We start from the raw sequence: 26,544 nt of genomic DNA, 5'->3' as shown, positions 1-26,544 counted from the left end.
CGCTCCTCCTTCGCGGACGGGACCCCTTCGGCAGACGGGGCCCCCGCAGCGCGGCTTTCCGCTGCGGGGGGCCGGAAACGCGGGTCGGGCGGGGGATCGGCGCGAGGATCGGCGTGGGTCGGGACGGCTCAGGCGGGCGGCTCCACTCCGTCGCCCGCCCATCCGGGAGCGTCGCGGTCCTCCAGCTGCTCGCGCAGCCGGGCCAGCGTGGCGGTGAGCAGCCGGGATACGTGCATCTGCGAGACGCCGATCCGCTCGGCGATCTCGGACTGGGTCCGGCCCTCCCAGAAACGCAGCTTGAGCACGAGCTGCTCCCGCTGGGGCAGTTGGGCGAGCAGCGGTTGCACCGCCGTGCGGAAGACGGCGAGTTCGATGCCCGGGTCGCAGGCGCCGAGGCGGTCGACGAGCGCGCTGCCGGCCTCGTCGCTGTCGGGGTCGCGCAGCGCGTCCAGGGAGTTGGGGCGGTAGACCCGGCCCGCGACCAGCCCCTCGACGGCCTGGTCGACGGTGATGTGCAGGTCCTCGGCGATCTCGCCCGGATGCGGGAGGCGGCCGAGCTGCTGCTCCAGCCGGTCCGAGCCGCGGGCGACGGTGAGGTACAGCTCCTGCATGCTGCGCGGGACCCGCACCGGCCAGGAGGTGTCACGGAAGAAGCGCTTGATCTCCCCGGCGATGGTGGGGATGGCGTAGGTGACGAACTCGACGCCGCGTGCCGCGTCGTAGCCGTCGACGGCCTTGATGAGGCCGATCGTGCCGACCTGGAGGATGTCGTCCATGTCCTCGGCACGATGCCGGAACCGGGCCGCGATGAACCGCACCAGCGGCATGTTGAGCTCGATGATCGTGCCGCGCACGTAGCTGTAGGCGTACGTCTCGCGAGCGAGACCGGCGAGCCGCGCGAACAGCGCGTCGCTGAGTTCGCGCGCCTCGGACTTGCCCATCGTGCGCAGCTCGGCCTCGGTCGGGCGCGGGGGGAGGTCGGAGGGCAACTCGCAGGCGGGCCCCGGCGGGCGCTCCGGCGACGGAGCAGCCGCGGTGCGGGCGCGCGCGGGCGAGGGGGCTTCCAGTGGGGCTGACACTTGGTTCTCCAGGGCATCGGGGTGAATGCCACGCAAGGCCGCGCGAACCGGCGCTCGCGCGTCGCGGGCTTCTTCCCCCAGGACCTGTGCCCGGCTTCTTCAAGCGAAGGTCCCGGTGGCACCCGGTGGGGTGCGGGGCGGCGGCGGTTCTCCGCAGCCGCTGTGAGACTGTTCTACCCCCATAGGCGACATTTGATTCACGTTTCAGATGGTTTGTGTTGATTTGCTCGGGTAGGCGCGCGCGCACAGCGACGTCCGCGAGTAGTGAGAGGAATGAAGAAGGATGGAACGGTGTCCCGACGCCCCCGATCCGGCCACCGCTCCGGCCACCGCTCCGGCCACCGCGCCCCCGGCCACTGCGCCCGGTCCACGCCGTTCGGACCGCCGCGTCAGCTCCGGGGCCCGGCTCCGACGGTACGGACATGGTGGTCGATCGGGGACGCCACCTCCATCCAGACCGCCTTTCCGCCTCCCTCGGGCACCGAACCCCAGGCGCGCGCGAGCCGGTCCACCACCTGGAGGCCGTAGCCGCTCGGCCGCCCCTGGTCGGACCGCGGGCGGAAGCGCGGCGGCACCGGGCTGGCGTCGGAGACCTCGGCCCGCAGCCGAAGGCCGTTCCAGCGCAACCGCAACTCGCGCGGGCCACCGGGCGCGTGCAGACAGGCGTTGGTGACCAGCTCCGAGACCATCAACAGGACATCCGCGGCGACGTCCTGCTGCTCCTCGTCCGCGGCGGGCAGCCAGTGCCAGCAGAGCAGGGCCGCCCGGCAGAAGTCGCGGCTGCGCTGCACCACGGCCGAACCACCTCGCAGACGCAGCCGGACCGTGCGCTCCGGCCCCTGGGCGGGGCCCGGCAGCGGACCTGTCCCGGGGCAGTCCATCCGGACCTCCTCATGCCGGGTCGGAAACGTCTCGTCGCGTCGGGTGTCCGGCCGCGGTTCGGCTCGGCGCCGTCGGACGGCGGGGGCCACCGGACCTCGGGGCTTCGGCCTGCGGCCGGCCGGTCACCGGGCGTGTCCGCCGCCCGGAGGCGCGTCTACCCGCCCCCCGCACCGCCACACCCACGAACAGCCGCCGCCGGGTGCGGGCCGGCCGACGTTTCGGCGGCGCCCGACAGGCAAGACGCGGGCCATGACGATCCCCGACCGTTCGCAGCCCCGGACCGTGGTCATCACCGGCGCCACGGCGGGGATCGGCAGGGCCTGCGTCCGCGCCTTCGCCACCGGGGGCGACCGCCTGGTACTGGTGGCCCGCGGGGCCGCCGGGCTGCGCGCCGCCGCGGCGGAGGCCGAGGCGGCCGGCTCGCCGGTGCGCACCGTCGTGGCGGACGTCGCCGACCCGGAGGCCTGCGAGGCCGCCGCGGCCCGCGCCGAGGCCGAGTTCGGACCGATCGACGTCTGGGTGAACGACGCCTTCGTCTCGGTCTTCGCCCCCTTCACCGAGATCGGGCCTGACGACTTCCGCCGGGTGACCGAGGTGACCTACCTCGGCTACGTCAACGCCACCCGGGCCGCGCTGCGCCGGATGCTGCCGCGCGACCACGGCACGGTCGTGCAGGTCGGCTCGGCGATCGCCTACCGGGGCATCCCGTTGCAGACCGCCTACAGCGGCGCCAAGCACGCCATCCAGGGCTGGCACGAGGCGCTGCGCTGCGAGCTGCTGGCGAGCGGGTCGGGGGTGAGGGTGACGATGGTGCAGCTGCCCGCCGTGAACACTCCGCAGTTCGACTGGGTGCGCAACCGGATGCGCGGCCGGGCCCGACCCGTCCCGCCGGTCCACCAGCCGGAACTGGCCGCCCGTGCGGTCCGGTACGCCGCCGACCACCCCGGTCGCCGGGAGTACTGGGTCGGCACCAGCACCGCCGCCACTCTGATCGCCAACGCGATCGCCCCCGGGCTGCTCGACCGCTACCTCGCCCGCACGGGCATCCGCGCCCAGCAGGACGAGCAGCCGCACCGCAGGCAGGCCCCGGACAACCTCTGGGCTCCGGTCGACGGCGCCGAGGACCACGGAGCACACGGCCGCTTCGACGCCGAGGCCCGGGACCGCAGCGCACAGCTCTGGGCCTCCCAGCACCACGGCGTGCTGGCCGCCGGCGGCGCGGCCGTCCTGCTCGGCGCCGCTGCAGGCGCGCTGGCCCGGGGGCGGTGATCGCGGTGACCGGGACCGGCGCGCCGCCGGCCGTGCCGACGGTCGGTGTGGAGGAGGAGTTCCTGCTGGTCGACCGGCGCACCAGGCTGCCCGTCGAGCGCGCTCCCCAGGTGATCGAGGCCGCCACCGGGGTGCTGGGCGACCAGGTCCAGAACGAGTTCTTCCCCGTCCAGGTCGAGGTGTGCAGCCGCCCGGCCGAACGGATCGACGACCTGCGCGCCGACCTCGCCCACCTGCGCTCGGTGGTCGCCGGAGCCGCGGCGGACGCCGGCTGCCTGCTGGTGGCCTCCGGCACGCCGGTGCTCTCCGGGCCGGGCCCCGGCCCGGTCACCGACAACCCGCGCTACCGGCGGATGGCGGCCCGCTACGCCGGCGTCCTGCAGGGCTACGACGGCGCGCTGTGCGGCTGCCACGTGCACCTGGGCACCGCGGGGCGCGGGCAGGCGCTGGCGCTCTGCAACCACCTGCGGCCGTGGCTGCCCGTGGTCCAGGCGCTCGCGGTCAACTCACCCTTCTCCGTGGGCCGCGACAGCGGCTTCGCCAGCTGGCGAACCGTGCAGTGGTCGCGCTGGCCCACCGTCGGACCTGCTCCGGTCCTGGACGAGGCGCAGTACGAGGCGTTGGCCGACGCCCTGGTGGAGTGCGGGGTGCTGCTCGACCGCCGGATGATCTACTGGTACGCACGGCCCTCCGAACACGTCCCGACGCTGGAGGTGCGGATCGCCGACGTCAACGCCGACCTCGACACGGTCGTGCTGCTCGCCGCGCTGCTGCGCGGCCTCGCCACCGTCCTGCTCGGCGAGATCGAGGCAGGCCGGCCGGCGCCCGCCCTGCCCGGCGGCGTGGTGGGCGCCGCGCACTGGCAGGCCGCGCGGACCGGCCTCTCCGGGGAAGGGGTGGATCCGTGCACCGGCCGGCACGCCCCGATGACCGCGCTCGTCGACCGGCTCGTGGAGCGGGCCGCCCCCGGGCTGGCCGCCGCCGGCGACCTGGCCACCGTGGAGTCCGCCCTCGCCCGCCTGCGCAGGCTCGGCACCGGCGCAGCCCGTCAGCGGCGGGCCCTGCAGCGCCACGGCGGCCGCCTCGCGGCGGTGGTCGACCACCTCGCCGAACTCACCGTCGCGGTGCCGTGAGGACGGGGCCGCCCGCCGGGTCCGGGCTCGGCCGGCTGCTCCGTCCGGGTCCGAAGGACCTCCTCGGTCCACCGGTCGCGGGTGAAGGCGAGGCGGGCCCGTAGGGACGGGCACCTGCATGGATCCGGGTGAACCGGGCACACGCAGGGTCCGAACGTCCCCCTCCCCCTCACGGAAAGGCGATGACGATGCTGATCCTCGTGCTCGTCCTCCTGCTCGCGCTGATCCTGGGCGGCGCCGGATTCGCCATGCACGTCCTCTGGTGGGTCGCGCTGGCCGTCCTGGTGGTCTGGATCCTCGGCTTCTTCTTCGCCTCGGGCGGCTCCGGCCACGGCCGACGCTGGTACCGATGGTGACCGATGCCCGTGGCCGCGTGCCAGGGCCGCCCCGGACCAGCACCGGTCGGGGCGGCCCACTCGTGGGGGCGCTGCGGAGCGGGGCTCACCCCGCCCAGCGCAGGACGGCGCCGACACCGCCGGGCGGCCCGGCGGAGGCCTCGGGCACCAGCAGGGCCTCCGCGCCCGCAGCCGCGGCGGCGCGCAGGAGCGCGTCGGCGGCGGGCGCCTGTTCGGGGTGGTCGACGCCCATGGCGCGCACGTCGGCGCGTTGGACCCCGATGTGCTCGGGGCTCGGGCCGACCCACACCGGTCGCTCCGGATCCCCGCCGCCCTCCTGGACGAGCAGCGCCGCGAGCTGGTGCTGCCGTGCGGCGCTCACCACTGCCGGGACGCCCTGGGCCGCGGCGCCGGGCGCGGTCTCGATGCCCGCGCCGTCGGTGGCGTGCTCGCCGGGGCGGCCCAGACCCGCCCGGAAGGCGCCGAGGACCTCGTCGAGGTGACCGGCCCGGTGGTCGGCCCAGGCCTGCCGGATCCTCTCGTCGAAGACGGCGCGGTCGATCCCCGCGGCCCGGCCTCCGCCGTCCACCTCGACGGTGGTCGCCCGGAGCTGCTGCGGCAGGCGGTCGTGGACGGCCCGGCGCTCGCGGGCGCCGCCGGCCAGGACCAGCAGGTCGGCGCCGCTCTCGGGCCAGACCCGGGTCAGGTGGTCGGCGATGATCGCGGCCGTCCGGTCCCAGGCGTCCTCGACGCGGTGCCGGTAGTGCCACTCGTAGCGGTCCGTGGGTGGCGCGCGGTGCCCCCGGCCCTGCCACTGCTTCCCGTCCACGGCGCCGACCGGCTGCATCCGGCCGAGGTCGCACCGCTCCAGCTCCGCGCCGGTCCGGTCGACGGCCGCGACCAGGCACCGCGGCATCGCGTCGTCCAGCAGGCCGAGCAGCGGGGCGGTGTGCGGGAGCGGCGCCCAGGTGGCCGCCACGTCGGGCGGCGACACCGCGAGCGGGACGTCGAGCGCCACGTCGCCGTCCGCGACGAACAGCGCCCGCCCCGGCGGGGAGTCCGCGGCCGGTTCGGCGGCGAGCTTGTCGCGGACGGCCGCGCAGGCGCTCTCGTCCGCGCCGGCGCCGCTCAGCCGGTGCACGGCCGCGCGATCGATCAGGGCCCGGCGCTGGGCGGCGTCCTCCGTGGCGTGCGACGTGTCGAGGTAGACCGAGGCCCAGGGGCCGGGACGGTCGAGCAACGGGGTGAGGAAGCTGAGGTCCATGGCGGCCTCCCGAATCGGTGGCTCTCCGGGGCGCCTACCCGCCCGGAGTGGGGGAACACCTCCCGCCGGCCGTTCGGCGCACCGCCGCGTTCGGAGCACCGCCGGGCGGCGGAACGGAGCCGGGCGGGGCCGCTCCCGGGACGTCCGGGTGCGTCAGGGCTGGTCCGGCGCGTCAGCCGGGGGCAGCCGGAGCTCGCACCAGACGGCCTTCCCCGGGCCCAGCGGGCGCCAGCCCCACCGCAGGGCGAGGCAGCCGAGCAGGAAGAGGCCGAGACCGCCCGGCGCCTCGCCGCCGCGCGGACGACGGGGCGTCGGTGGTCTGGGGCTGGAGTCGCTCACCTCGATCCGCAGCAGGCCGGGACGACGGACGAGCAGGAGCCACCCCGGCTCCCCGGCGTGGCGGATGGCGTTGCCGATGAGTTCGGACACCAGGAGCACGGCGTCGGCCACCACGGACGGGTCGGCGACGTCGGCGAGGAAGTCCAGGGTGACGGACCGGGCGTCGGCCACCATGCCCGTCCGGTCGGACAGCGGTAGCCAGCGGGCGCGCGGCCCCGCGAGGGAGCGCGGCACAGCGGGCGTCCGGGCCCGGGCCATAGGACCGCACCTCCCTCGCACCGTCCGGTGTCGTGGTGCTCGTGCTCCTCGTGGCCTGGTCCGTTCCCCGGCCCCGAAGATCCCCTTCGGACCGGTCCCGGCCACTCACTCGGGCTCGCCTACCCGAACGTCCCCGCTCCTAACCGCGCCGGCGCGAGCGCCCGGCCCGGAGGGCGGCTCCGACGGTTTCCGGCGACGGCCGCCGGGAAGACGCGCGGTCGGCAGTGGCGGCTCTCTGGAGGGAGGACACCATGACCGTCCCGACACCCCCCGATCCGGACACGGAGCCGATCCCCCACCCCTACCCCGCGCCGCGGCCCGGCGAAGGGCCGGATCCGGTTCCGCCGCCGATCCCCCCGTTCCCCGATCCCGACCCGGCACCGCCACCGGAGCCGCACCCGGGTCAGCGGTGACCGGCGGCTCAGGGCCTGCTCAGCCGCCCGGGCGCTGTGCGCTGCTCTGGCGTGCCCCCGCTCGGGCGCTGTGACTCCGGCGCTCTCAGTCGGTGCGGGGCCGGCGGTCGAGCCGCTGGTGGTCGAGCCGCTGGTGGTCGAGCGGGGCGGGAACCTCCAGCCAGACCAGCTTCCCGTCACCCTCCGGCAGCGAGCCCCAGGCCCGGGCGAGCCGGTCGACCACCCGCAGGCCGTGCCCGCCGGGCCGGGCCGGGTCGCTGTGCACGAGCAGGCGCGGCGGCACCGGGCTGGCATCCGCGACCTCCACCCGCAGCCGGACGCCGTCCCAGGACAGGCGTAGCTCCCGCGGGCCGCCCGGGGCGTGCAGACAGGCGTTGGTGACCAGCTCGGAGACCATCAGCAGGACGTCGTCCGTGACGGCGAGCTGCTCGTCGTCGGCCGCCGGCAGCCACTGCCAGAGGAGCAGTGCCGCCCGGCTGAAGTCCCGGCAGCGCTGCACCGCGCCCTCGCTCCCGGCGAGGACCAGCCGCCTGGTCTGCTCCGTACCGGCCGTCCGGGCGTCCTTCCCGGGTCTCGTCATGCCCCGGCCCCCTCATGCCTCATCGGCGGTCGCGGGGGGCGGCCCTTGTTCGTCCCCGGGCCCGGCGTCCGGGACCTTCAGCGCCGCCCCGCGGTCGGGGTGGATCCGCATCACGGTGTCGACCCCGGTGATCGCGAACAGCCTGGCGACGGCCGGCTGCAGGTCCGCCACCTCCAGGCTCAGCCCGGCCGCCTCGGCGTCCAGCCGGGCCCGCAGGAGGAGGTTCAGGCCGGTGGAGTCACAGAACTGCAGGTCGCCGAAGTCGACCAGGATCCGCCTGATCCCGTTGTCGACGGGCAGGGCGAGCGCCCTCCGCAGTTCGTCCGCCGTGTCGTGGTCCAGTTCGCCCGCCGCGGTGACGATCCGTACCGGCCCTTCCTTGCCCACCGCCACCTGCAGCCTGGCATGGACTTCCTCGCCCCCGATGGGCTCCTCGGCTGGCCGTGGCATGGCGGGCTCCCGGTCCGGTCGGTACGAAGACGTGCCTTCCCGACCATGATGCCGCGCGGCACGGCCGGGCGCGCGAACCCCGGCGTCCGTCGGGGCGGCGGCCGCCCCCGGGGCAACCGGCCACGACGCGTGCTCGCCCTCCATGCCCGACGTTTGCCCGACCCCGTCACGGCTACACGCACCGTCACGGCCGGACGCCGACCACGGACACCGGGGGCTGCGGCACCGGGGAGGGTTACGGACACCGAGGAGGAGGAGGCGATCACCATGACGACATCCGACACCGGCCGGACCGCCCCCGGCCGCCGGCCCCGGACCGGCCGCCGGGAATCTCCGGACGAGCGGGCCGACCGGCGCTGGGGCGATCTGCTCCAGGAGGTCCGCGTGGCCCAGACCGGATCCCAGGTCCTCTTCGGATTCCTGCTGAGCGTCGTCTTCATGCCCCGTTTCACCGAGCTGAACGCCTTCGACCGCGGACTGTACGTGAGCACCGTCGTCCTCGGTGCACTCGCCACGGGTGCGCTGACCGCGCCGGTGGCCTACCACCGGATCTTCGCCGGGCACCTGCTGAAGCCCCAACTCGTCGACTCCGCTGCAAGGTTGGTCGCCATCGGCCTGGTCCTGCTGGCCGTGACGATCGGCTCCGCCGTGCTGCTCCTGTTGCGTGTGGCGACCGGGTCGGCGCTCGCGGGCTGGATCGCGGGAGGCGTCGTGCTCTGGTTCGCGACCTGCTGGCTGATCCTGCCGGTCCAGAAACTGCGACGACACAACGGCCACTGCACGCGGCCTCCTCGCGAGACGTACCTCACCCTCGGACAGCCGCCGCCGCACGACGGAGAACCGGTCCGGAAATGACCGACCCCGACGAACCGATCATCGGACGTTCCGGTGCCGCCGTCCGGCGAACGGGTGGTCCGGCACGGTGATCCCGCGCGTGGCGGCGGCGCCTACGGGACCGGGCCGCCCACCGGGCGGTACACCTGGGCCGCTCGCCACGGCGGCGGGTCCCGGCGCCGGTTCCGGCGGCGGGTGACGACCCGGGGTGGTGCGGTGCGGACAGGTGGTGCGGTGCGGACGGCGATCGAATTCCTGCTCTGGTGGGGGCTGTTGCTGCTGCTGAACATCGTACTGATCAGCTCGGTCACGCCGCTGGAGCTCGCCGTCGGCGGCTGCATCGCGCTCCTCGGCGCGACGGGTGCCGTCGCCGTCCGGCGCACCTCGGGCGCCACTCCCGGGGGCGCCGCCCACCTGGCGCAGGCGCTCTGGTCCTTCCCGTGGACCCTGCTCGCCGACACCGGGCGGCTGGCCGTCCTCGTGCTGTCGCCCGGCCGCCGTGCGGACGCCGGCTTCCGCACCGTCCGGCTCGCCCGCGGTACCGGGCCCGCCTGGGCCGGCGGTCTGCTCTCCGCGACACCCGGCGCCTACGTCGTGGAGAGCGAGGACCGCACCCTGACGGTGCACGCGCTCGACGACCGCCCCTCCGCGCTGGAGCGCGCACTGACCGGCGGCCGCCGGTGAACGCCTGGCTGCTGGCGGCGGCCGTGCTCGCCGTCGGGGGGCTCGGCGCCTGCCTGCCGCTCGCCCTGCGCGGCGAACCACAGCACCGTCTCGCTGGGTTGAACCTCGCCGCGACGCTGACGTCGGTCGTCCTGCTGCTGCTCGCCCAGGGCTTCGGTCGTACCTCCTACACCGACCTGGCGCTCGACCTGGCCGTGCTCGCCCCCGCCGGGACGCTGGTCTTCACCCGCCTCCTGACCGGGGAGGACCGCTGAATGGGCCGGCACACTGCGGCCCTGGTCCTGCTGTGCGCGGGAACGGCCGTCCTGCTGCTCTCCGCCGTCGCGCTCGCCGTGCTCCCGGGTCCCTACCTCCGGCTGCACGCCCTCTCCCCCGCGTCCACCCTCGGCGCGCCGTTGGTCGCGCTCGCCCTCGCCGTCGACACCGGACCGGGCCGGGCCGCCCTCAAGCTGCTGGTGATCGGCCTGTTGACGGCGGCGGGCGGCACCGTCACCACGATGGCCGTGGCCCGGACGACCGTCCGCACCGAGGCCGCGCGGGAGGCACGCCGGTGAGCGACGCCCTGATCGTCATCGCCCTGCTGCTCACGGGACTCACCGCGACCGCCGCCGCGCTCACCCGCGACCCGGGCCGCCAGGCCGCCGTCCTCGCGCTGCTCGGGCTCTGCCTCGCGGTGCTGTTCACCGTGCTCCAGGCGCCCGACGTCGCGCTCTCCCAGCTCGGCGTGGGCAGCGCGGTCACCCCGCTGCTGATCCTGCTCACCGTCCGCCGGGTACGGCGCGAGGAGCGGTCCGACGACCGACCGGACCGCACCGAGTGAGCCGCACCGCCCGGCTCGGGCTCTTCCTGACCGCCGCCGCCGTCCTCGCCGCCGCGCTGATCGCCGCCGCCACCGGACTCCCGGCCTTCGGCGGGTCCCGGCACCCCTACGGCGACCGCGCGGTGTCGGCCGGGCTGGCCCACCGGACGGCCAACATCGTCTCCTCGGTCAACTTCGACCAGCGGGCCTTCGACACCCTGGGCGAGGAGTCGATCCTGTTCGGTTCGGTCCTCGGCGCGGGCATGTTGCTGCGACTCGCCCGCGACGAGCGCAAGCGCCGACCGGCCCCCGGACCCGTCCTGCCCACCACGCGGCTGTTCGGCGCCACCCTGCTGCCGGTCACGGTCCTGACCGGCGGCTACATCGTCGCCCACGGCCAGCTGAGCCCCGGCGGCGGCTTCCAGGGCGGCGTGGTGCTGGCCACCGCCCTGCACCTGGCCTACGTCGCCGCCGACTACCTGGTACTCAAACGGATCCGGCCGCTGGCCGTGCTGGACGTGGCCGACGCCCTCGCCGCCGGGGCCTTCGCCGCCCTCGGCCTGATCGGCCTCGCGGCAGGCGCGGGGTACCTCGCCAACACCCTGCCGCTCGGGACGTTCGACCAGCTCTCCTCCGGCGGCCTCGTCCCGGTGCTCAACGCGGTCGTCGGCGTGGAGGTCGGCTCCGGCGTCGTGGTGCTGCTGGCGCACTTCCTGGACCAGGCCGTCGAGGTCGCCCCGGGCGGGAGGGGCCGGTGAGCCTGCTCCCCTACCTCGTCGCCGGGTGGATCCTGCTCGCCGGGCTGTACGGCCTGGTCACCAGCCGCAACCTGGTGCAGGCGGTCGGCTGCCTGGCCGTCGCACAGGCCTCGACGTACGTCCTGCTGCTCGCGATCGGCTACCGCCGCGACGCGACCGCCCCCGTCTTCTCCGACCTGCCGACCGACGCCCCGGTCGTGGACCCGGTGGTCCAGGCGCTGGTGCTGACCGACATCGTGGTCGGCGCCACCGTCACGGCCCTGCTGCTCGCCCTGGTGATCCAACTCCGCAAGCGGCACGGCACGGTCGACCCGGAGGAACTCACCGGGCTGCGGGGCTGAGCGCCCGGTGACCACCGCCGACCTCCTCCCGCTGGCCGTCGCGATCCCGCTGCTGGGCGCGGCCGTCCTGGCGGTGGCCGGGAGACGGCTGCCGAGGATCGGACGGGACGCGCTCGCCACCCTCTGGGCCGCCGCCGGCGTCGGCTGCCTGGCGCTGCTCTGGTCCCGCACGAGCCCCGAGGGCCGGGTCGTCTCCTGGCTCGGGGGGTACCTGCCGCAGGACGGGCAGAGCGTCGGCATCGTCCTGGTCGCCGACCGCCTCGGCACCGGCCTGGCCCTGCTCGCCGCCGTCCTGGTGCTGGCCGTGCTCTGCTACGCCTGGCGGTACTTCGACGAGCCCTCCGGCGAGCACGGGGGTATGTTCCCGGCCCTGCTCCTCCTCTTCGAGGCGGGGATGTGCGGCTTCGTGCTCACCGGCGACCTCTTCGACGCCTTCGTCTTCTTCGAACTGATGGGCGCCGTCGCCTACGCGCTCACCGGCTACCGGATCGAGGACCCGCGCCCGCTCCACGGCGCCCTCGCCTTCGGCCTGGTCAACTCGGCCGCCGCGTACCTCTCGCTGCTCGGCATCGGCCTGCTCTACGCCCGGACCGGGGAGCTCGGCCTGGCCCAGATCGGTGCCGCCCTGGACGAGCGGGCCGCGGCCGGACGGGGCCGGGACGCGCTGATCGTCGTGGCGTTCGTCCTGGTCATGGCCGGCCCGCTGGTGAAGGCCGCGACGGCGCCCTTCCACTTCTGGCTCCCGGACGCCCACGCGGTGGCGCCCAGCCCGGTGTGCATGCTGCTGTCCGGGGTGATGGTCGAGCTCGGCGTGTACGGCTTCGCCCGGATCCACCAGGTGGTCTTCGCCGGCCCCGGCGGCCTGCCCGGCGCCGCCGTCCGCGACACCCTGCTCGCGTTCGGCGTGCTGACGGCGCTGGTCGGCGCCACCATGTGCTGGCAGCAACGGCACCTGAAGCGGATGCTGGCGTTCTCCACGGTCGGGCACGTCGGCCTGTTCCTGGCCGGCACCGCGCTGCTCACCCCCGCGGGCGTAGCCGGCACCGCGGTCTACGTGGCCGGCCACGCCGGCGCGAAGGCCGCTCTGTTCGGCCTCACCGGCGTCCTGCTGGACCGCTTCGGCTCGGTGGACGAGCACGGCCTGCACGGCCGGGCCCGCGGGCTCCGGCTGCCCGGCGTGCTGTTCCTGCTGGGCGCGCTGGCCCTGGCCGGGCTGCCCCCGTTCGGCACCGGCCTCGGCAAGGCCGTCACCGAGGAGGCCGCCGGGCACGAACTCGGCTGGCTGCCGGCCGTGTTCGTCCTGGTGTCGGCGCTCACCGGCGGTGCGGTGCTGCGCGCCGGGCTGCGGGTCTTCGGCGGGTTCGGCGCCCCGCCGTCCGAGCACCCGGAGGTGGCCGCGACCACCGGCGAGGGCGAGGAGCCGGAGATCCGCGAGCCGGGCCGGCGGATGCCCGCTCCGATGACCGTCGTGCCCGCCCTGCTGCTGGCCGGCTGCCTGGCCGTCGGCGTCCTGCCGGGCGTGGGCCGGGCACTCGGCGCCGCCGCGGCGGCCTTCAGCGACCGCGCCGGCTACCTCGCCGCCGTCCTCGGCCGGCCCGCCTCGCCGGCCGGCGAGGCTCCGGAGGCCGGGTGGACGACGGCCGGCGTCGTGCTCGGCCTGGTCTCCGCCCTCCTGGCCGCCGGCTTCGCCACCGCCGCACTCCGCCGCGACCCCCGGCGCGGCACCGGCGGGCCGTACCGGGCAGCCGTCCTGCCCCTGCGCCGGCTGCACTCGGGGCTCCTGGGGGACTACGTGGCCTGGCTGGCCGTGGGCATGGCCGTCCTGCTGGCGGCCCTCGCCGCACAGCTGTGACGGCCGGCGGTCGACCGGGCCGACCGGCGGCCCGTGGAGCCGGTGTACGGAGCGCCGCCGGGTGGCTGAGAACGCGTAACCGGGGTAGGCGCCCGGCGTCGAAGAAGCCCGGCCCGACCCCGGGAGGAGACGATGGCCACCGAGGACGTCCTGGAGCACTACCACCGCCGACGCGACTTCTCCCGGACCGCCGAGCCACGCGGCGAGCGGGGCTCCCCGTCCGGGGACGCGCCCAGGTTCGTGGTGCAGATCCACGACGCGCGCACCATGCACTTCGACTTCCGGCTGGAGGCCGACGGCGTGCTGAAGTCCTGGGCCGTCCCCAAGGGCCCCTCCACCGATCCGCACGACAAGCGACTGGCCACCCCGACCGAGGACCATCCGTTGGAGTACCGCACCTTCGAGGGCGTCATCCCGCACGGCGAGTACGGCGCAGGCACCGTGATCGTCTGGGACGAGGGCACCTACCGCAATCTGACCACCGATCGGGACGGCCGGCCCGTACCGTTCACCGAGGCGCTCGCCCGCGGGCACGCCTCGTTCCGCCTCGACGGCCACAAGCTGCACGGCGGCTACTCGCTCACCCGGATCCGCACCGGCGCCGACGGCGGGGATCGCGAGGCCTGGCTGCTGGTCAAGCACGCCGACGCCCGGGCGGCGGCCGGCGGCACGCCCGACCCGTACCGGGCCCGCTCGGCCCGGTCCGGCCACACCCTGCGCCAGGTCGCCGCCGGCGCCCGCCCCGAGTGAGGACGCCATGACCACCACCACGGTCCGGGCCGGCCGCCGCACCGTCACGGTCCGGCGGCCGGAGAAGGTGCTCTTCCCCGACGACGGCCTCACCAAAGCCGACCTGGTCGCCTACTACCGCACCGTCGCCGCCGCCGCGCTCCCGCACCTGCGAGGCCGCCCGCTCATGCTGGAGCGGCACCCGGACGGCGTCGGCGACCGCGGCTTCGTCCAGAAGGACACCCCCGAGTACTTCCCCTCCTGGATCCACCGCGCCGAACTGCCCAAGGAGGGCGGCACCGTGGACTACGTCCTGTGCGAGGACACGGCCACCCTGGTCTACCTCGCCGACCAGGCCTGCACCACGCTCCACCGCTTCCTGTCCCGGGCCGACCGCCCCGACCACCCCGACCGGCTGGTGTTCGACCTCGACCCGCCGTCCGGTGCCGGCTTCGCCCCCGTCCGCGACGCCGCGCTGCTGCTGCGCACCGCCCTGGAGGACGAGCTCGGCCTGCCCACGCTCGCGATGACCACCGGCTCGCGCGGCCTGCACGTCGTCGTGCCGCTGGACCGCCGGGCGCCGTTCGACGACGTCCGCGCGTTCGCGCGCGAGCTCGCCGACCTGCTCGCCGCCCGGCACCCCGACCGCCTCACCACCGCCGCGCGCAGGCAGGCCCGGCAGGGCCGGCTCTACCTCGACACCCAACGCAACGCCTACGCCCAGACGGCCGTCGCCCCGTACTCGGTGCGTGCACTGCCGGGAGCGCCCGTCGCGGCACCGCTGGCCTGGGCCGAGGTCGAGCAGCCGGAGTTCACCGCCCGGCGCTGGACGCTCGCCGACGCCGACGAGCTCGCCGAGCGCGACCCGTGGAACCCGGCGCCCCGCCCCCGCTCGCTCGGTGCGGCCCACCGCCGGCTGGCCGGGCTCGACCGGTGAGGGCGCAGTCCGGGAACCGACGTCGAGGAGAAGGAGCGAGCGCCATGAGCAACGCCGCGGAGAGCGAGAACCCGGGTGGGTTCCAGTCGTTCGTCGAGGCCCTGGACTATCCGGTGCACATCGTCACCACCGCCGTCGACGGTGAGCGGGCCGGCTGCCTGGTCGGGTTCGCCGGCCAGTGCTCGATCGACCCCGCCCGCTTCGTGGTCTGGATCTCCAAGGCCAACCACACGCACCGGATCGCCTCCCGGGCCCGGTTCGTCGCGGTCCACCTGGTGCCGCCCGGGCAGGGACTCGCCGAACTCTTCGGTTCCGCGACCGGCGACGAGGTGGACAAGTTCGCCGCCGCCGCGTGGGTCCCGGGGCCGGGCGGCGTACCGGTGCTGTCCGGTGTGCCGGCCTGGTTCGTCGGCCAGGTCCTCGACCGCGCCGACTGGGGCGACCACACCGGGTTCCTGCTCGACCCGATCACCGCCCGCAACGACCCGGCGCACGCGAGGGCGCTCACCTACCGCGACGTCCGCGGCCTCGAGCCCGGCCATCCGGCCTGACGCACTTGCGCAGGCGACGGCGGCGGAGCCGGCGGCCGGCGGGCCCGGTCAACGGCCGCCCTTGCGGCCGGTCCTGCCGCCGTCGCCGGCCCCGCCGCCGTCGCCTCCGCCGGTGGAGTCGCCCGCGGGCTCGTCCTCGTCGACGAAGTCGACCTCGACCCGCTGTTCGGGGCGCCGCTGCTCCTGCTGGGCGATCGCCTCCAGGACCTCCTCGTCGGGGCCGGTGAGCGGAGGCTGGAGCAGGCTCCGGGGCCACAGCCGACGGGCGGCGACTACGTTGGTCTCGGCCGCGTAGACCGTCACCTGCGCGGTGAGGTAGAGCCAGAACAGCAGGCCGATCACCGTCGCGAAGAAGCCGTAGATCTGCGAGGCGTGGCGCAGCTGGTGGCTGACCAGGAGGGCGCCGAAGGCCTGGAGCAGGGTGAAGACCGGCCCGGCGGCGAGGCAGCCGGGCCACAGTGCACGGCTGCGGACCTCGGCCGGCGTGAGGATGCGGAAGCATGCGAAGCAGAGCGCCGTGTTGATCAGCACCGACAGCAGCAGGGAGCCGACGCGGGCTGCCGTCCCCCCGAGCGTGGTACCGGTGAGGGTCGCCGCGCCCGTGGCGAGGACGAGGCCGGTGCCGAGGGTCGCGAACAGGAGCAGGGCGCGGGCCAGGCGCCCCCAGTAGCCGGGACGGCGGGCGCCCGGCACGTTCCACACCTCGGCCATGGTGTGCTGGAGGACCTGGGCGACGCCGAGGACGCCGTAGAGCAGCCCGAACAGGGCGACGAACAGGGCGATCCCGCTGCCCTCGACGGAGTGGACGTTCTGCCTGAGCTGACTGCCGATGATCGGGAAGTCGGCCAGCGCGGAGTCCACCACCGCCCGCTGGGCGCCCGGGTTGCCGTGCAGGACGAAGCCGAGGACGGTGCTCAGCAGGAGCAGCAGCGGGATCAGCGCGAGAAAGGCGTAGTACGTGACCAGGGCGGCCAGCAGGCCGCCCCGGTCGTCTCCGTACTTCTTGATCACACCGATGACGAAGGCCGGGGCGGTGCGGCGCTGCTGGGCGCGGTCGAGGGACCGCAGGGCGCGTTCGAAGGGATTCATCCGGGCCTCCGGGGGACGGACGGGGCCGGCGGCGGGGTCGGTGACGACCGGTCGCCTGCGGGCGCCGCCCGCGGGGAGTCCGGGCGGTGGTCGAACGCCCGGACCCGTCCTCCCTCTTCCTTGTCGGGCTCGCCACGGGGACGGGCAGCCGTGCGTGTGACCGGACGGCAGGCGTTCAAACCTCGTGTGGGAGCTGCCGGTTCTCACGCTGCGGCGCCGGTCCGGTACACCCGGGAGCGGTGGCCGTTCCCGCCCTTCCTCCTCTCCCGTCCTTCGCCACGCGGCGTCGTTTGCTGCGAGCACGGTCGGGTAGGCGGCATGGCCACACAGGGGCCCGCCGCAATGGAGGGCCGGGACGACCCACGGGTGAAGACCATGAACAACGCCAAACTCGCCGCAGCCGTCGGCGGGGGCTACCTCCTCGGGCGCTTGCACAAGGCCCGTTGGGCACTGGCCCTGGCCGGACTGGCCGCAGGCAAACGACTCAGCACCAATCCGGGGGTCCTCCTCGGCCAGCTCGTCGAGTCCTCCCCACAGCTCCGTGAGCTGGCCGGGAGCGTCCAGGGGGAGCTCGCCGAGGCGGGCAAGAAGGCCGCCGTCACCGCCGCGAGCCATCAGGTGGGCGCGCTGACCGACCGGTTGAAGCAGCGCACGAAGGACCTGCGCGCGGGCACCCAGCGCCGCGGCGAAGAGCCCGAAGAGCCCGAGGAGCCCGAGGACGAGGTCGACGAGGAGCCCGAGGAGAGGTCCGAAGAGGAGCCCGAGGAAGAGCCTGACGAGGAACGCGACGAGGAACGCGACGAGCCGGACGAGGAGCCCGAGGAGGAGCCCGAGGAGGAGCCCGAGGAGGAAGCGCAGGAGACGCCGAAGAAGCGAACGCGGTCGTCCTCCTCCAGCAGGGCGGCCAAGCCCAAGTCGACGGGCACCAGGTCCGCCCGGGCGGGCGCCGACAAGAAGGCCACGCCCGCGAAGAGCGCCGCCTCCACCAAGGCCGGCGCCGCCAAGCGCACGACCAAGGCTCCCGCCCGTAAGGCGGCCACCCCGGCTCGCAAGACCGCGGCTGCCAAGGCCCCGGCCCGGAAGGCCGCCTCCTCCGCGTCGTCCGCACGGAAGACCGCCTCCTCCGCGTCGTCCGCACGGAAGACCGCCGCCGGTACGGCGAAGAAGACGACAGCGCGTGGCACCACACGCGGACGGAGGTGAGGACGATGGCCAAGCAGGACGAAGGCCGCGGCAACGCGCTGGTGAATGTCCTGGAACAGCTCCCCACCGAACAACTGCTGGACCAGACCCGCGAACTCGCCGTTGCCGCGGGCGAGCGGGCCATGGCCGTCGCCACCGACAAGGTCGGCGACCTCACCGACCGGCTGCTCGACTACGTCGAGAACGGCGGATCCGGTCTCCTCGGAGGCGGGAACGGCGGGGGGACGCCGATGCGGACGATGCTCGGCGCCGGACTCGCCGGCGCCCGCCACCTGATCGGCAACAGCCTCACCGGCGGCGGTGGCAAGGGTGGCGGCAAGGGTGGCGGCAAGGGCGGGAAGCTCAAGGTCACCAACATCGTGGAGGAGATCGAGGTCGGCGTCCCCGTCCGGGTCGCCTACAACCAGTGGACGCAGTTCCAGGACTTCCCCAAGTTCACGAAGCGGCTGGAGAAGGTGGAGCAGGAGTCCGACCAGAAGATCTCCTGGAAGGCCGGCATCTTCCTGTCGCACCGCACCTGGGAGTCGACCATCATCGAGCAGGTCCCGGACGAGTTGATCGTCTGGCGTTCCAAGGGCGCCAAGGGTCACGTCGACGGCTCGGTCACCTTCCACGAGCTGGCCCCCAACCTCACCAAGATCCTCGTGTGCCTGGAGTACCACCCGCAGGGCCTGTTCGAGCGGACCGGCAACCTGTGGCGTGCCCAGGGCCGCCGGACGCGGCTGGAACTCAAGCACTTCCGGCGGCACGTGATGACCCGCACGATCCTCGATCAGGACGGTGTGGAGGGCTGGCGCGGCGAGATCCGCGACGGCGACGTCGTGAAGTCGCACGAGGACGCCATGAAGGAGGAAGAGGAGCGCGACGAAGAGTCGTCGGAGTCCGAGGAGGGCCAGGACCAAGACCGCGAGGCCGGGGACGAAGCGGACGAAGAGGGCTACGACGACGAGCAGCAGGACGCCGGCTACGACGAGGAGAACGCGGACGCGGACGAGGACCGCGCGCAGGACGAGGACGAAGAAGAAGACGACGACGACGAGGACCGCGCGCAGGACGAGGACGAGGACGACGAGGACCGCGCGGAGGACGAGTACGACGAGGACGAGGCCGACGAGGAGGAGCCGGAGTACGACGACGAGGACTATGCGGATGAAGAGGACGAAGAGGACGAAGAGCCCGAGGAGGACGAAGAGCCCGACGACCAGGACGCGGACGAATCGGACGAGGCCGACGAGCGGCCCGCCCGCCGCCGCCGGCAACTCGCACGGAGCAGGTAGCCGGACCAGGTGGTCGTGATGACCGTCGCACCCCGCCCCACCGGCCTCCCGCCGGACCGGCCGTCCTCGGGAGGCCTGGTCGACGTGATCGACGTGATCCTGGACAGGGGCCTCGTCATCGACGTCTTCGTCCGGGTCTCCCTGCTCGGCCTCGAACTGCTCACCGTCGACGCCCGCATCGTCGTCGCGAGCGTGGACACCTACCTGCGCTTCGCCGAGGCCGTCAACCGGCTGGACCTCACCCAGGACGGCGGCACGGGAGCGGCCGGGCCGCCGGCTACGGACGGCACGACCGACGCAGGTGTCCGCCCCGAGGGCCGCCGTGCACTCGGAGCGGTGAAGGCGACGGTCGGTCCGGGCCGCGGCCGCAGCCGCGACGAGGCGGTGCGGGAACCGCAGGAGCGAGCCGGGCGCAGGCCGCCACGGAGCACGACCGAGCGGAGGGAGCAGGACCAGTGAACACCACACCCTCGGTGCGGGCCGGCCCGGTCTGCTACGTCTACGGCGTGGTCCCGGCCGACGCCGCCGAACCGACCGGAGCGACCGGCGTCGGTGATCCTCCCGGGCGGGTCACGCTGGTGCGCCACGGCCGGGTCGCCGCGCCGGTCAGCCCGGTGCCGGAAGACCGGCCCTTGGGTACGGCCGCCGACCTGCGGGCCCACGTCGCGTTGCTGAACGGCTTCACCGCCGCCGGCGCCGGAGTCCTGCCGTTGCGGTTCGGCACGGTGGCGGACACCGCCGAACAGGTCGTCCGAGCCCTGCTCCGTCCGCAGGAGCCGATCTTCCGCAGGGCCCTCAGCGCCTTGGACGGTCGTGCCCAGTACACGCTCCGCGCGAGCTACCACGAGGACCGCCTGCTCCGGGAGATCGTCGGCGGCCGGGAGGACATCGCCCGGTTGCGCGCGCAGAGCCTGGCCGCGTCGGAGGATCCCGGCCACGTCCAGCGCGTCCGTCTGGGCGAGCTGGTCGCCGATGCGGTCGCCGCGCGCAGCGGTACCGACCGCGACGGCCTCGTCGACCGGCTCGGCCCGCTGGCCACCGCGGTCGCCACGGCGCCCGACGGGTCGGCCGACCCGGGGTTCAGCGCCTCCTTCCTGGTCCACCCGGACGACTGGGCCGACTTCGAGTCGACCGCCGAGGCGTTGGCCCGGTCCTGGTCGGATCGGGTGTCCCTGCGGCTGCTGGGCCCGCTCGCGCCGTACGAGTTCGCAGCAGCCCTGGTCGCGGAGGCGGAAGGATGCTGACCGGTCGAGCTCCGTCGCGCTTCGCCGCACCCCGCGCCCCCGGACCGACTCACATTCCCAGGGAGCCGTCATGACCGAGCCCTCGTGGGGCGGGCCGTACCCGCCCGCACGCCGTGCCCCCGCCGCCCCGCAGCCGGCGAACCTCGCCGATCTGCTGGAGCGCGTCCTGGACAAGGGCATCGTGATCGCCGGGGACATCCGGGTGGACCTGCTGGACATCGAACTGCTCACCATCCGGATCCGCCTGCTGGTGGCGTCGGTGGACCGGGCCCGGGAGATGGGCATCGACTGGTGGGAACACGACCCGAGCCTCTCCTCCGGGGACCGGGACCTGGCCGCCGAGAACCGCCGGCTGCGCCGCCGGATCGGCGAACTCCAGGCGCTCGACGACCGGCCGGCCGACGACGGCCCGGACGGCGACGTTCCGGCCGAGGAGCGCCCGGCGGAAGAGCGCCGGGAACGCACGAAGGCGCCCCGTCGAGCGGCTTCGGACGCTCCGCGGCGAAGCCGTGGCACATCCGCGAGACCTGCGGAGGAACGCACCCGGAAAGCCGACCCGCCATGATCCCGACCCCCAGCACCGACGCCACCTGGCTGTACGCGGTGGCTCCCGGTGACGTCGCCGTGCCGACCGGCCTCACCGGCGTCGCGGGCGAGCCGCCGCACACCGTCACCGTTCCCGGCCTCGCCGCGGTCGTCGGGGCCGTCCCCCGCGCGGATTTCGACGAGGAGCCCCTCCGGGCGCGCCTGGGCGACGCCTCCTGGCTCGAATCGGCCGTCCTGCGCCACCACCACGTCGTCGAGGTGCTGAGCAGCACGTCGCCGGCCCTGCCCGCGCGCTTCGCCACCCTCCACCGGGACGACCGGCGCACCGCCGCGGTGCTGCGCGAGCACCGGGACGAGCTGCTCGGCGCCCTGCGGCGGATCGCCGGCCGCGCCGAGTGGGGGGTCAAGGCCCACCTCGGGACCACAGAGGCCCCGGAGGAGCCCGCGGTCGGCGGCGCGGACCAGGAGCGCCCCGGAACCGCCTACCTCCTGCGACGCCGCGACCGGCGGCGCACGCGGGAGGCGGAGCTGCAGCGCGGGTACGAGGACGCCGAGGTCGTGCACCGCGTGCTGGCCGCGTCCGCGGACGGGGCGGTCTCCCACCCGCCGCAGCCCGCGGAGGCGTCCGCCGGACGCGGACCGGCGCTGCTCAACGGCGCCTATCTCGTCGACCGGGAACGGCAGGCCGCGTTCGAGGCCGCACTCGAGGACTGTGCCGAGCGCTTCCCCGGACTCCGCCTGGAGCTCAGCGGCCCGTGGCCGCCGTACTCCTTCGCCGGCCCGCCCGGGGCCTGGAGCCGGCCGTGATCCCGCCGCCGCCCCCGGCCGGCGGGTCTGTGGTGCGCAACGAGAACGTCGCCCTGGTCGACCTGCTCGACCGCGTCCTGGCCGGCGGCGTGGTGATCGCCGGTGAGATCACCCTCTCGATCGCCGATGTCGACCTGGTGCGGATCAGCCTGCGCGCCCTGATCTCCTCCGTCCGGGCGGCCGCCCGCCCCGCGGAGCCGGACCGGGAGCCGTGGTGACCGCGCCGCGCCGCCGGGGCCGCGAGCCGTCGACCACCCCAGGCGACCGTTCGGTGGCCCGCCGGGTGGCGGTCGATCCCGAAGGCGTCGGCCGGGACCTCGCCTGCCTGGTGCTCACCGTCGTCGAGCTGCTCCGTGAGCTGATGGAGCGGCAGGCGATCCGCCGGGTGGAGGAGGGCGGGCTCGACGAGGAGCAGGTCGAGGCGATCGGGCTCACCCTGATGGCGCTGGAGGAGCGGATGGCCGAGCTTCGTGACCACTTCGGCCTGGAGCCCGGTGACCTCAACCTCGATCTGGGTCCCCTGGGCCCGCTGCTGGCGCCGGAGGAACCGGGCTGAGCCGGGACGTGTGGATCGCTCGGACCGGGGCAGACGCCCAGACGGAAGGAAGCAGTTCCGATCGGACCGGGAGGAGTCTGCAGTGAGCACCGGCAAGAAGATGCGCAACATGGGTGAGCGGGCCAAGGGCAAGGCCCAGGAGACCACCGGCCGGGCCGTCGGCGACCCGCTCGTGACCGCGGCCGGCAAGGGCAAGCAGATCAAGAGCGATCTGAAGCAGGCCGGCGAGAAGGTCAAGGACGCGACCAAGCACTGACCCGCTCACCCCCGCCCGCCGGCCGACACGGCCGGCGGGCGGGTTCGCGCGTCCAGAGGCCCGGAGGTTCCTCGCGGCCTCAGGGCGCGGGCCCGCGGCCCGGGCCGGGTCCGGCGTCCGGTGCGGGGCGGGTCGGCAGGCTGCGGGACGCGACGGCGGCCACCGGCGCCGTCGGAACCGGCCCCGGCGCCGCCGGACGGGCCGGGACGACCGCCGGGGTGAGGGCCGGGGCTCGGCCGGGCAGCGCCAGGCGGGCGACGACCGCACCGATGAGGCAGACACCCGCGCCGACCAGGCAGGCGAGGTGGAAGGCGTCCATGAAGGAGGTCCGGACGGCGGTCAGCAGGTCCTCGCGCCCGAGGGAGGCGGCCGTGCCCAGCGCGGAGGCCACCGAGCTCCGCGCCGCGTCGGCCGTCCGGGACGGCAGGCCGGCGAAGGGACCGTCGGCGAGGCGGCTCGCGTAGAGGGAGGTGAAGACGGACCCGAGCACCGCGACGCCGAGCGTGCCGCCGGCCTCACGGGTGGCGTCGTTGACCGCCGAGCCGACCCCGGCCTTGGCCGGCGGCAGCACGCTCAGGATCGACTCGGTGGCCGGAGCGGTGGTGAGCCCGAGGCCGAGACCCAGCAGCACCATCTGTCCGACGACCTGCGGGTAGGGGGCGAAGGTCGACGAGGCGGCGATCCACGCGAACGAGGTACCGAGCAGCGCGAGGCCGGCCGTGACGACGGCGCGGGTGCCCACCCTGGTCGCCAGGGCGACGCCGCCGAGCGAGCCGAGCGCGATGGTCAGCGCGACCGGCAGCACGCGGACGCCGGTCGAGAGCGTGCCGTAGCCGCGGATGAACTGGAAGTACTGGGTCACCAGGAAGATGAAGCCGAAGAGGGCGAAGAAGGCGAGGGTGACCGAGCTGCTGGCGGCCGAGAAGGCCGGGGTGCGGAAGAGCGTCACGTCGATCATCGGATGGGCCCGGCCCCGCTCGATGACGACGAACGCGACGGTGAGCGCGACCGCGGCGGCGAAGCCGGCCACGGTCGCCGGGGCGCCCCAGCCGCGGCTGGGTGCCTCGATGATCGTGTAGACCAGGACGCCGACGGCTGCCGAGGACGTCACCAGTCCGGGGAGGTCCAGGCGTGCGGAGGCCGGGCTGCTGGACTCGGGCACCCAGGCCCAGGCCGCCACCAGGGCGACCAGGGTCACCGGCACCAGGGCCAGGAAGACCGAGGGCCAGCCGAAGTGGGCCAGCAGCAGGCCGCCGGCCACCGGGCCCACCGCGACACCGAGGCCGGTGACCGCGCCCCACACCCCCACCGCCTTCGCGCGGGAGCGGCGGTCGGGGAAGGTGTTGGTGATCACCGACAGGGTGGTCGGGAAGATGGCCGCCGCACACGCTCCCATCACGAACCGCACCGCCACCAGTGCGGCGGGCGAACCGGCCGCGGCGCCCAGCGCGCTGGTCGCGGCGAAACCGGCGAGCCCCAGCAGCAGGGCCGGCCGGCGGCCGAAGCGGTCGCCCAGCGAGCCCGCCGTCAGCACCAGCGCGGCGAAGGCCAGGTTGTAGCCGTCGACGACCCACTGCAGGTCACGGGTGGTGGCGTCCAGCTGCCGGCTCAGGTCGGGCAGTGCGACGTTGACGATCGTCGTGTCCAGGTTGATCGCGAACGCCGCCAGGCAGACCGTGGCCAGGACGAGAAGGCGCCGGCGAGGGGTGAGGGCGGGCATGAGGGCTCCATCCGCCAGGCATGTTGACAGTGGGAACATGCTCTGATTGACACGCTTCCACCCGAAGTGGACACTGTCAACACAACGGCAGGAAATGCGGTGGAACCTTGGAGAAACGGACATACCACCACGGCAGCCTCCGCGAGGCCCTGGTCACCGCCGGCGTCACCCTCGCCCGGACGGGCGGACCGGATGCAGTCGTGCTGCGCGCCGCGAGCCGCGAGGCGGGCGTCTCCCACAACGCCGCCTACCGGCACTTCGCCAACCACGAGGACCTGCTCGCCGCCGTCGCCGCCCGCTGCATGGAGCAGCTCGGCCGGCTCATGCTCGCACGCACGGCCGAGGCCACCGCCGCCGAGCCCGACGCCGGAGCCGAGGCCCGCGCCTGGGCCCGGCTGGAAGCGATCGGGCGCGCCTACGTCGACTTCGCCCTCACCGAGCACGGCTGGTTCCGCACCGCCTTCTGCGGCGCCGCCCCCGATCCCGAGCGCCACCCCCCGACCCGTCCCGAGCCCGGCTCCGACCCGTACCTGCTCCTCTCCGCCCGACTCGACGAACTCGTCGACGCCGGCGCCCTCCCGCCCGAGCGGCGACCCGGCGCGGAGTACGCCGCATGGTCAGCCGTCCACGGGCTCGCCCACCTGCTCACCGACGGGCCCCTGCACGACCTGCCCCCCGCCGGGATCCGCGGGGCCACCGACACCGTCCTCGCGAGCATCGCCCGCGGCCTCTGACCGGCCGCCGGGCGGCATCTCCGGCCGAGCGCCCGGTCATCCGGAGGCGGGCGTGCTCGCGCTGTCGGCGGGCCGGGCGTCCAGGAAGGCCTCGCGGATCTCCTTCGGCCCGAACGGCCAGGCGCCCTCGATCTTGGACCAGATCAGGTAGGCGGCGCAGCCGAGGGCGACCCAGGCCAGCGACCACTCGATCGGGTGGACACCCGGGTTGGCCTTGTCCGCGTAGCCGTAGATGACCAGCCAGCCGATGGCGGCGACGATGCCGGGCAGCGGGTAGAGCCACATCCGGTAGGGGCGCGCGAGGCCGGGCTGGCGCTTGCGGAGCACGGTGACGGCCACGATCTGGGCGAGCGCCTGGACGATCACCATCACGCTGGTGAGCAGGGTGATCAGGACGGTCAGCGGCGGGTGCTCGGCGGCGCTGCCGATGTGCCGGGCGAACAGGAAGCCGGCGGCGGTGATCGCACCCATGGCGATCAGGCCGACCACGGGGAACCCGTGCTCGCGATGCAGCCTGCCGAAGGAGCGGAAGAACATGCCGTCCCGGGCCGCGTCGTAGGGGACGCGGGAGCCGCCGAGCAGACCGGCGTAGACGGAGGCGAAGGCGGTGATCAGGATGAGGACCGTCACCGTCCGGGCGGCCTCCTTGCCCCAGGTCTGCTCCAGCACCGCGGAGGCGACCGACTTGGCTGCGGTGTTGTCGGGGTCGAGCATGTCCTGCCAGGGGATCACGCCGAGGACGCCGATCTGCATCAGCAGGTAGACGGCCATGATGGCGATGATCGAGAAGATGACGGCGCGCGGCATCACCCGGCCCGGGTTCCTGACCTCGGCGCCGAGATAGGCGGCGGTGTTGTAGCCGAGGTAGTCGTAGATGCCGATGGTCAGGCCGGCGGCGAAGCCGGTCCAGAACTGGCCGTGGGTCGGCTCGATCGCGTGGTCGGGCCAGGTGAAGGCCAGCGAGGGGTGGAAGTCGGTGAAGGAGGCGAGAATCACGGCGGTGACCGAGACGATCATCACGCCCCACATCGCGACGGTGATCCTCCCGACGTTCTCGACCTTGCGCCACAGCAGGAGCACGACCAGCGCGAGGACCGCCACGCCGACGGCGTCGCCCTGACCGGTGGTCATGTCCGGCCACAGGTAGGCGAGGTACTGCACCAGGCCCTGGACGCCCGTGGACATGATCAGCGGGATGAAGAGCATCGCCGTCCAGACGAAGAGGAACGGCATCAGCCGTCCGCTGCGGTACTGGAAGGCCTCGCGCAGGTAGACGTACGTCCCGCCGGCGCCGGGGAGCGAGGCGCCGAGCTCGGCCCAGACCAGGCCGTCGACGAGCGCGAGCACCGCACCGGCGATCCAGCCGATGACGGCCTGCGGACCGCCGAAGGCGCCGACCATCAGCGGGATGGTGACGAACGGGCCGATCCCGCACATCTGGCTCATGTTGATCGCGGTGGCCTGGAAGAGGCCGATTCTTCGGGCGAAGCCTGAGGACACGGGTGGCTCCAGAGGTGGGGGACAGGCCGGAGAGGAAGGACGCGGGATCAAGTTAAGGATCGTTACTAATTACGTCAAGAGGCTGCGCGGGAGTGCGGCCGAGAGGCCCCCGGCCACCGGCCGGC

General features: G+C 74.6%; 33 protein-coding genes. 24 read left to right on the top strand and 9 right to left on the bottom strand.

The window, feature by feature from the left end; translation table 11 throughout:
- Window positions 1-128: 128 nt before the first annotated feature.
- Both MCM47_RS07645 and MCM47_RS07640 read right to left on the bottom strand, forming a co-directional pair.
- A complete protein-coding gene (locus MCM47_RS07645) occupies window positions 129-1,079 on the bottom strand; it encodes a SigB/SigF/SigG family RNA polymerase sigma factor (protein WP_238859716.1) in 951 nt (316 codons plus the stop codon).
- A 389-nt stretch (window positions 1,080-1,468) separates the two neighbouring features.
- Window positions 1,469-1,873 (bottom strand): ATP-binding protein, encoded by a 405-nt coding sequence (locus MCM47_RS07640; RefSeq protein WP_238859715.1) that lies wholly within the window; start codon window positions 1,871-1,873, stop codon window positions 1,469-1,471.
- Between the two features lie 337 nt (window positions 1,874-2,210).
- On the opposite strand from MCM47_RS07640, the gene MCM47_RS07635 reads away from it, so the two are divergent.
- From MCM47_RS07635 to MCM47_RS07625, 3 genes are all read left to right on the top strand, one after another.
- Window positions 2,211-3,230, top strand: a complete 1,020-nt coding sequence (locus MCM47_RS07635; protein WP_238859714.1) for an SDR family oxidoreductase — start codon at window positions 2,211-2,213, stop codon at window positions 3,228-3,230.
- 5 nt (window positions 3,231-3,235) lie between these two features.
- Window positions 3,236-4,363: a glutamate--cysteine ligase gene (locus MCM47_RS07630; RefSeq protein WP_238859713.1), complete on the top strand. Its 1,128-nt coding sequence runs from the start codon at window positions 3,236-3,238 to the stop codon at window positions 4,361-4,363.
- Between the two features lie 188 nt (window positions 4,364-4,551).
- Window positions 4,552-4,719: a hydrophobic protein gene (locus tag MCM47_RS07625; RefSeq protein WP_238860054.1), complete on the top strand. Its 168-nt coding sequence runs from the start codon at window positions 4,552-4,554 to the stop codon at window positions 4,717-4,719.
- Between the two features lie 85 nt (window positions 4,720-4,804).
- Here the strand turns inward: MCM47_RS07625 and MCM47_RS07620 are convergent, their stop codons facing one another.
- The 4 genes from MCM47_RS07620 to MCM47_RS07605 form a co-directional block, all read right to left on the bottom strand.
- Complete coding sequence (locus MCM47_RS07620) at window positions 4,805-5,962, bottom strand: hypothetical protein (RefSeq protein WP_238859712.1); 1,158 nt, start codon at window positions 5,960-5,962, stop codon at window positions 4,805-4,807.
- A gap of 153 nt (window positions 5,963-6,115) precedes the next feature.
- Window positions 6,116-6,559, bottom strand: a complete 444-nt coding sequence (locus MCM47_RS07615; RefSeq protein WP_238859711.1) for an ATP-binding protein — start codon at window positions 6,557-6,559, stop codon at window positions 6,116-6,118.
- Between the two features lie 498 nt (window positions 6,560-7,057).
- Window positions 7,058-7,552 carry an ATP-binding protein gene (locus MCM47_RS07610; protein ID WP_238859710.1) on the bottom strand — a complete coding sequence of 165 codons (495 nt, stop codon included), beginning with the start codon at window positions 7,550-7,552 and terminating at the stop codon, window positions 7,058-7,060.
- 12 nt (window positions 7,553-7,564) lie between these two features.
- Window positions 7,565-8,002, bottom strand: coding sequence for an STAS domain-containing protein (locus tag MCM47_RS07605; protein ID WP_238859709.1), 438 nt, complete (start codon window positions 8,000-8,002; stop codon window positions 7,565-7,567).
- A 267-nt stretch (window positions 8,003-8,269) separates the two neighbouring features.
- Between MCM47_RS07605 and MCM47_RS07600 the strand changes: the two genes are divergently transcribed.
- The 11 genes from MCM47_RS07600 (at window position 8,270) to MCM47_RS07550 (ending at window position 15,487) form a co-directional block, all read left to right on the top strand.
- Window positions 8,270-8,857: a DUF6328 family protein gene (locus tag MCM47_RS07600; RefSeq protein WP_238859708.1), complete on the top strand. Its 588-nt coding sequence runs from the start codon at window positions 8,270-8,272 to the stop codon at window positions 8,855-8,857.
- A 213-nt stretch (window positions 8,858-9,070) separates the two neighbouring features.
- Window positions 9,071-9,520, top strand: a complete 450-nt coding sequence (locus tag MCM47_RS07595) for a Na+/H+ antiporter subunit E (protein ID WP_238859707.1) — start codon at window positions 9,071-9,073, stop codon at window positions 9,518-9,520.
- Window positions 9,517-9,774 (top strand): monovalent cation/H+ antiporter complex subunit F, encoded by a 258-nt coding sequence (locus MCM47_RS43200; RefSeq protein WP_238859706.1) that lies wholly within the window; start codon window positions 9,517-9,519, stop codon window positions 9,772-9,774. The genes MCM47_RS07595 and MCM47_RS43200 overlap by 4 nt, the downstream gene beginning before the upstream one ends.
- On the top strand, window positions 9,775-10,074 hold the full coding sequence (locus tag MCM47_RS07585; protein ID WP_238859705.1) for a monovalent cation/H(+) antiporter subunit G: 300 nt from the start codon (window positions 9,775-9,777) through the stop codon (window positions 10,072-10,074).
- Window positions 10,071-10,340, top strand: a complete 270-nt coding sequence (locus MCM47_RS07580; RefSeq protein WP_238859704.1) for a DUF4040 domain-containing protein — start codon at window positions 10,071-10,073, stop codon at window positions 10,338-10,340. The genes MCM47_RS07585 and MCM47_RS07580 overlap by 4 nt, the downstream gene beginning before the upstream one ends.
- Window positions 10,337-11,077 carry an MnhB domain-containing protein gene (locus tag MCM47_RS07575; protein ID WP_238859701.1) on the top strand — a complete coding sequence of 247 codons (741 nt, stop codon included), beginning with the start codon at window positions 10,337-10,339 and terminating at the stop codon, window positions 11,075-11,077. The genes MCM47_RS07580 and MCM47_RS07575 overlap by 4 nt, the downstream gene beginning before the upstream one ends.
- Window positions 11,074-11,418, top strand: coding sequence for a sodium:proton antiporter (locus MCM47_RS07570; RefSeq protein ID WP_238859699.1), 345 nt, complete (start codon window positions 11,074-11,076; stop codon window positions 11,416-11,418). Before MCM47_RS07575 ends, MCM47_RS07570 begins: the two co-directional genes overlap by 4 nt.
- A gap of 7 nt (window positions 11,419-11,425) precedes the next feature.
- Window positions 11,426-13,270, top strand: coding sequence for a complex I subunit 5 family protein (locus tag MCM47_RS07565; protein ID WP_238859697.1), 1,845 nt, complete (start codon window positions 11,426-11,428; stop codon window positions 13,268-13,270).
- Window positions 13,271-13,402: 132 nt separating this feature from the next.
- Entirely contained in the window at window positions 13,403-14,020 is a 618-nt protein-coding gene (locus tag MCM47_RS07560) for a DNA polymerase ligase N-terminal domain-containing protein (protein ID WP_238859695.1), read from the top strand.
- Between the two features lie 7 nt (window positions 14,021-14,027).
- Window positions 14,028-14,936 (top strand): non-homologous end-joining DNA ligase, encoded by a 909-nt coding sequence (gene ligD / locus MCM47_RS07555; protein WP_238859693.1) that lies wholly within the window; start codon window positions 14,028-14,030, stop codon window positions 14,934-14,936.
- Window positions 14,937-14,980: 44 nt separating this feature from the next.
- Window positions 14,981-15,487 carry a flavin reductase family protein gene (locus MCM47_RS07550; RefSeq protein WP_238859688.1) on the top strand — a complete coding sequence of 169 codons (507 nt, stop codon included), beginning with the start codon at window positions 14,981-14,983 and terminating at the stop codon, window positions 15,485-15,487.
- Between the two features lie 48 nt (window positions 15,488-15,535).
- Here MCM47_RS07550 and MCM47_RS07545 read toward each other — a convergent pair whose 3' ends face one another.
- The gene (locus MCM47_RS07545; protein WP_238859687.1) at window positions 15,536-16,576 is read right to left on the bottom strand and encodes a YihY/virulence factor BrkB family protein; all 1,041 of its coding nucleotides are present in this window, start codon (window positions 16,574-16,576) and stop codon (window positions 15,536-15,538) included.
- Between the two features lie 318 nt (window positions 16,577-16,894).
- Between MCM47_RS07545 and MCM47_RS07540 the strand changes: the two genes are divergently transcribed.
- The 9 genes from MCM47_RS07540 (at window position 16,895) to MCM47_RS07500 (ending at window position 22,465) form a co-directional block, all read left to right on the top strand.
- On the top strand, window positions 16,895-17,779 hold the full coding sequence (locus tag MCM47_RS07540; RefSeq protein WP_238859686.1) for a histone protein: 885 nt from the start codon (window positions 16,895-16,897) through the stop codon (window positions 17,777-17,779).
- A gap of 5 nt (window positions 17,780-17,784) precedes the next feature.
- A complete protein-coding gene (locus tag MCM47_RS07535) occupies window positions 17,785-19,056 on the top strand; it encodes an SRPBCC family protein (protein ID WP_238859685.1) in 1,272 nt (423 codons plus the stop codon).
- Window positions 19,057-19,074: 18 nt separating this feature from the next.
- Window positions 19,075-19,515, top strand: coding sequence for a gas vesicle protein GvpJ (gene gvpJ, locus MCM47_RS07530; protein WP_238859684.1), 441 nt, complete (start codon window positions 19,075-19,077; stop codon window positions 19,513-19,515).
- On the top strand, window positions 19,512-20,300 hold the full coding sequence (locus tag MCM47_RS07525; protein WP_238859683.1) for a GvpL/GvpF family gas vesicle protein: 789 nt from the start codon (window positions 19,512-19,514) through the stop codon (window positions 20,298-20,300). Before gvpJ ends, MCM47_RS07525 begins: the two co-directional genes overlap by 4 nt.
- 70 nt (window positions 20,301-20,370) lie before the next feature.
- Window positions 20,371-20,865 (top strand): gas vesicle protein, encoded by a 495-nt coding sequence (locus MCM47_RS07520; protein ID WP_238859682.1) that lies wholly within the window; start codon window positions 20,371-20,373, stop codon window positions 20,863-20,865.
- Window positions 20,862-21,653 (top strand): GvpL/GvpF family gas vesicle protein, encoded by a 792-nt coding sequence (locus MCM47_RS07515; RefSeq protein WP_238859681.1) that lies wholly within the window; start codon window positions 20,862-20,864, stop codon window positions 21,651-21,653. Before MCM47_RS07520 ends, MCM47_RS07515 begins: the two co-directional genes overlap by 4 nt.
- Window positions 21,650-21,871: a gas vesicle protein gene (locus MCM47_RS07510; protein ID WP_238859679.1), complete on the top strand. Its 222-nt coding sequence runs from the start codon at window positions 21,650-21,652 to the stop codon at window positions 21,869-21,871. Before MCM47_RS07515 ends, MCM47_RS07510 begins: the two co-directional genes overlap by 4 nt.
- Before the next feature lie 53 nt (window positions 21,872-21,924).
- Window positions 21,925-22,209, top strand: coding sequence for a gas vesicle protein K (locus MCM47_RS07505; protein ID WP_238860053.1), 285 nt, complete (start codon window positions 21,925-21,927; stop codon window positions 22,207-22,209).
- Between the two features lie 82 nt (window positions 22,210-22,291).
- Window positions 22,292-22,465: a CsbD family protein gene (locus MCM47_RS07500; RefSeq protein WP_238859678.1), complete on the top strand. Its 174-nt coding sequence runs from the start codon at window positions 22,292-22,294 to the stop codon at window positions 22,463-22,465.
- A gap of 79 nt (window positions 22,466-22,544) precedes the next feature.
- On the opposite strand, the gene MCM47_RS07495 is transcribed toward MCM47_RS07500, so the two are convergent.
- On the bottom strand, window positions 22,545-24,185 hold the full coding sequence (locus MCM47_RS07495) for an MFS transporter (RefSeq protein ID WP_238859676.1): 1,641 nt from the start codon (window positions 24,183-24,185) through the stop codon (window positions 22,545-22,547).
- A 107-nt stretch (window positions 24,186-24,292) separates the two neighbouring features.
- Here MCM47_RS07495 and MCM47_RS07490 point away from each other — a divergent pair, with 107 nt between their 5' ends.
- Window positions 24,293-24,919: a TetR/AcrR family transcriptional regulator gene (locus MCM47_RS07490; protein WP_238859675.1), complete on the top strand. Its 627-nt coding sequence runs from the start codon at window positions 24,293-24,295 to the stop codon at window positions 24,917-24,919.
- A gap of 36 nt (window positions 24,920-24,955) precedes the next feature.
- On the opposite strand, the gene MCM47_RS07485 is transcribed toward MCM47_RS07490, so the two are convergent.
- Window positions 24,956-26,419: an APC family permease gene (locus MCM47_RS07485; RefSeq protein WP_308222297.1), complete on the bottom strand. Its 1,464-nt coding sequence runs from the start codon at window positions 26,417-26,419 to the stop codon at window positions 24,956-24,958.
- Window positions 26,420-26,544: the final 125 nt, after the last annotated feature.

Source organism: Kitasatospora sp. A2-31 (assembly GCF_022288725.1).
Classification (GTDB): Bacteria; Actinomycetota; Actinomycetes; order Streptomycetales; family Streptomycetaceae; genus Kitasatospora.
The sequence above is the reverse complement of the archived record's forward strand: the minus strand, read 5'-3'. Positions and strand labels throughout refer to the sequence as shown.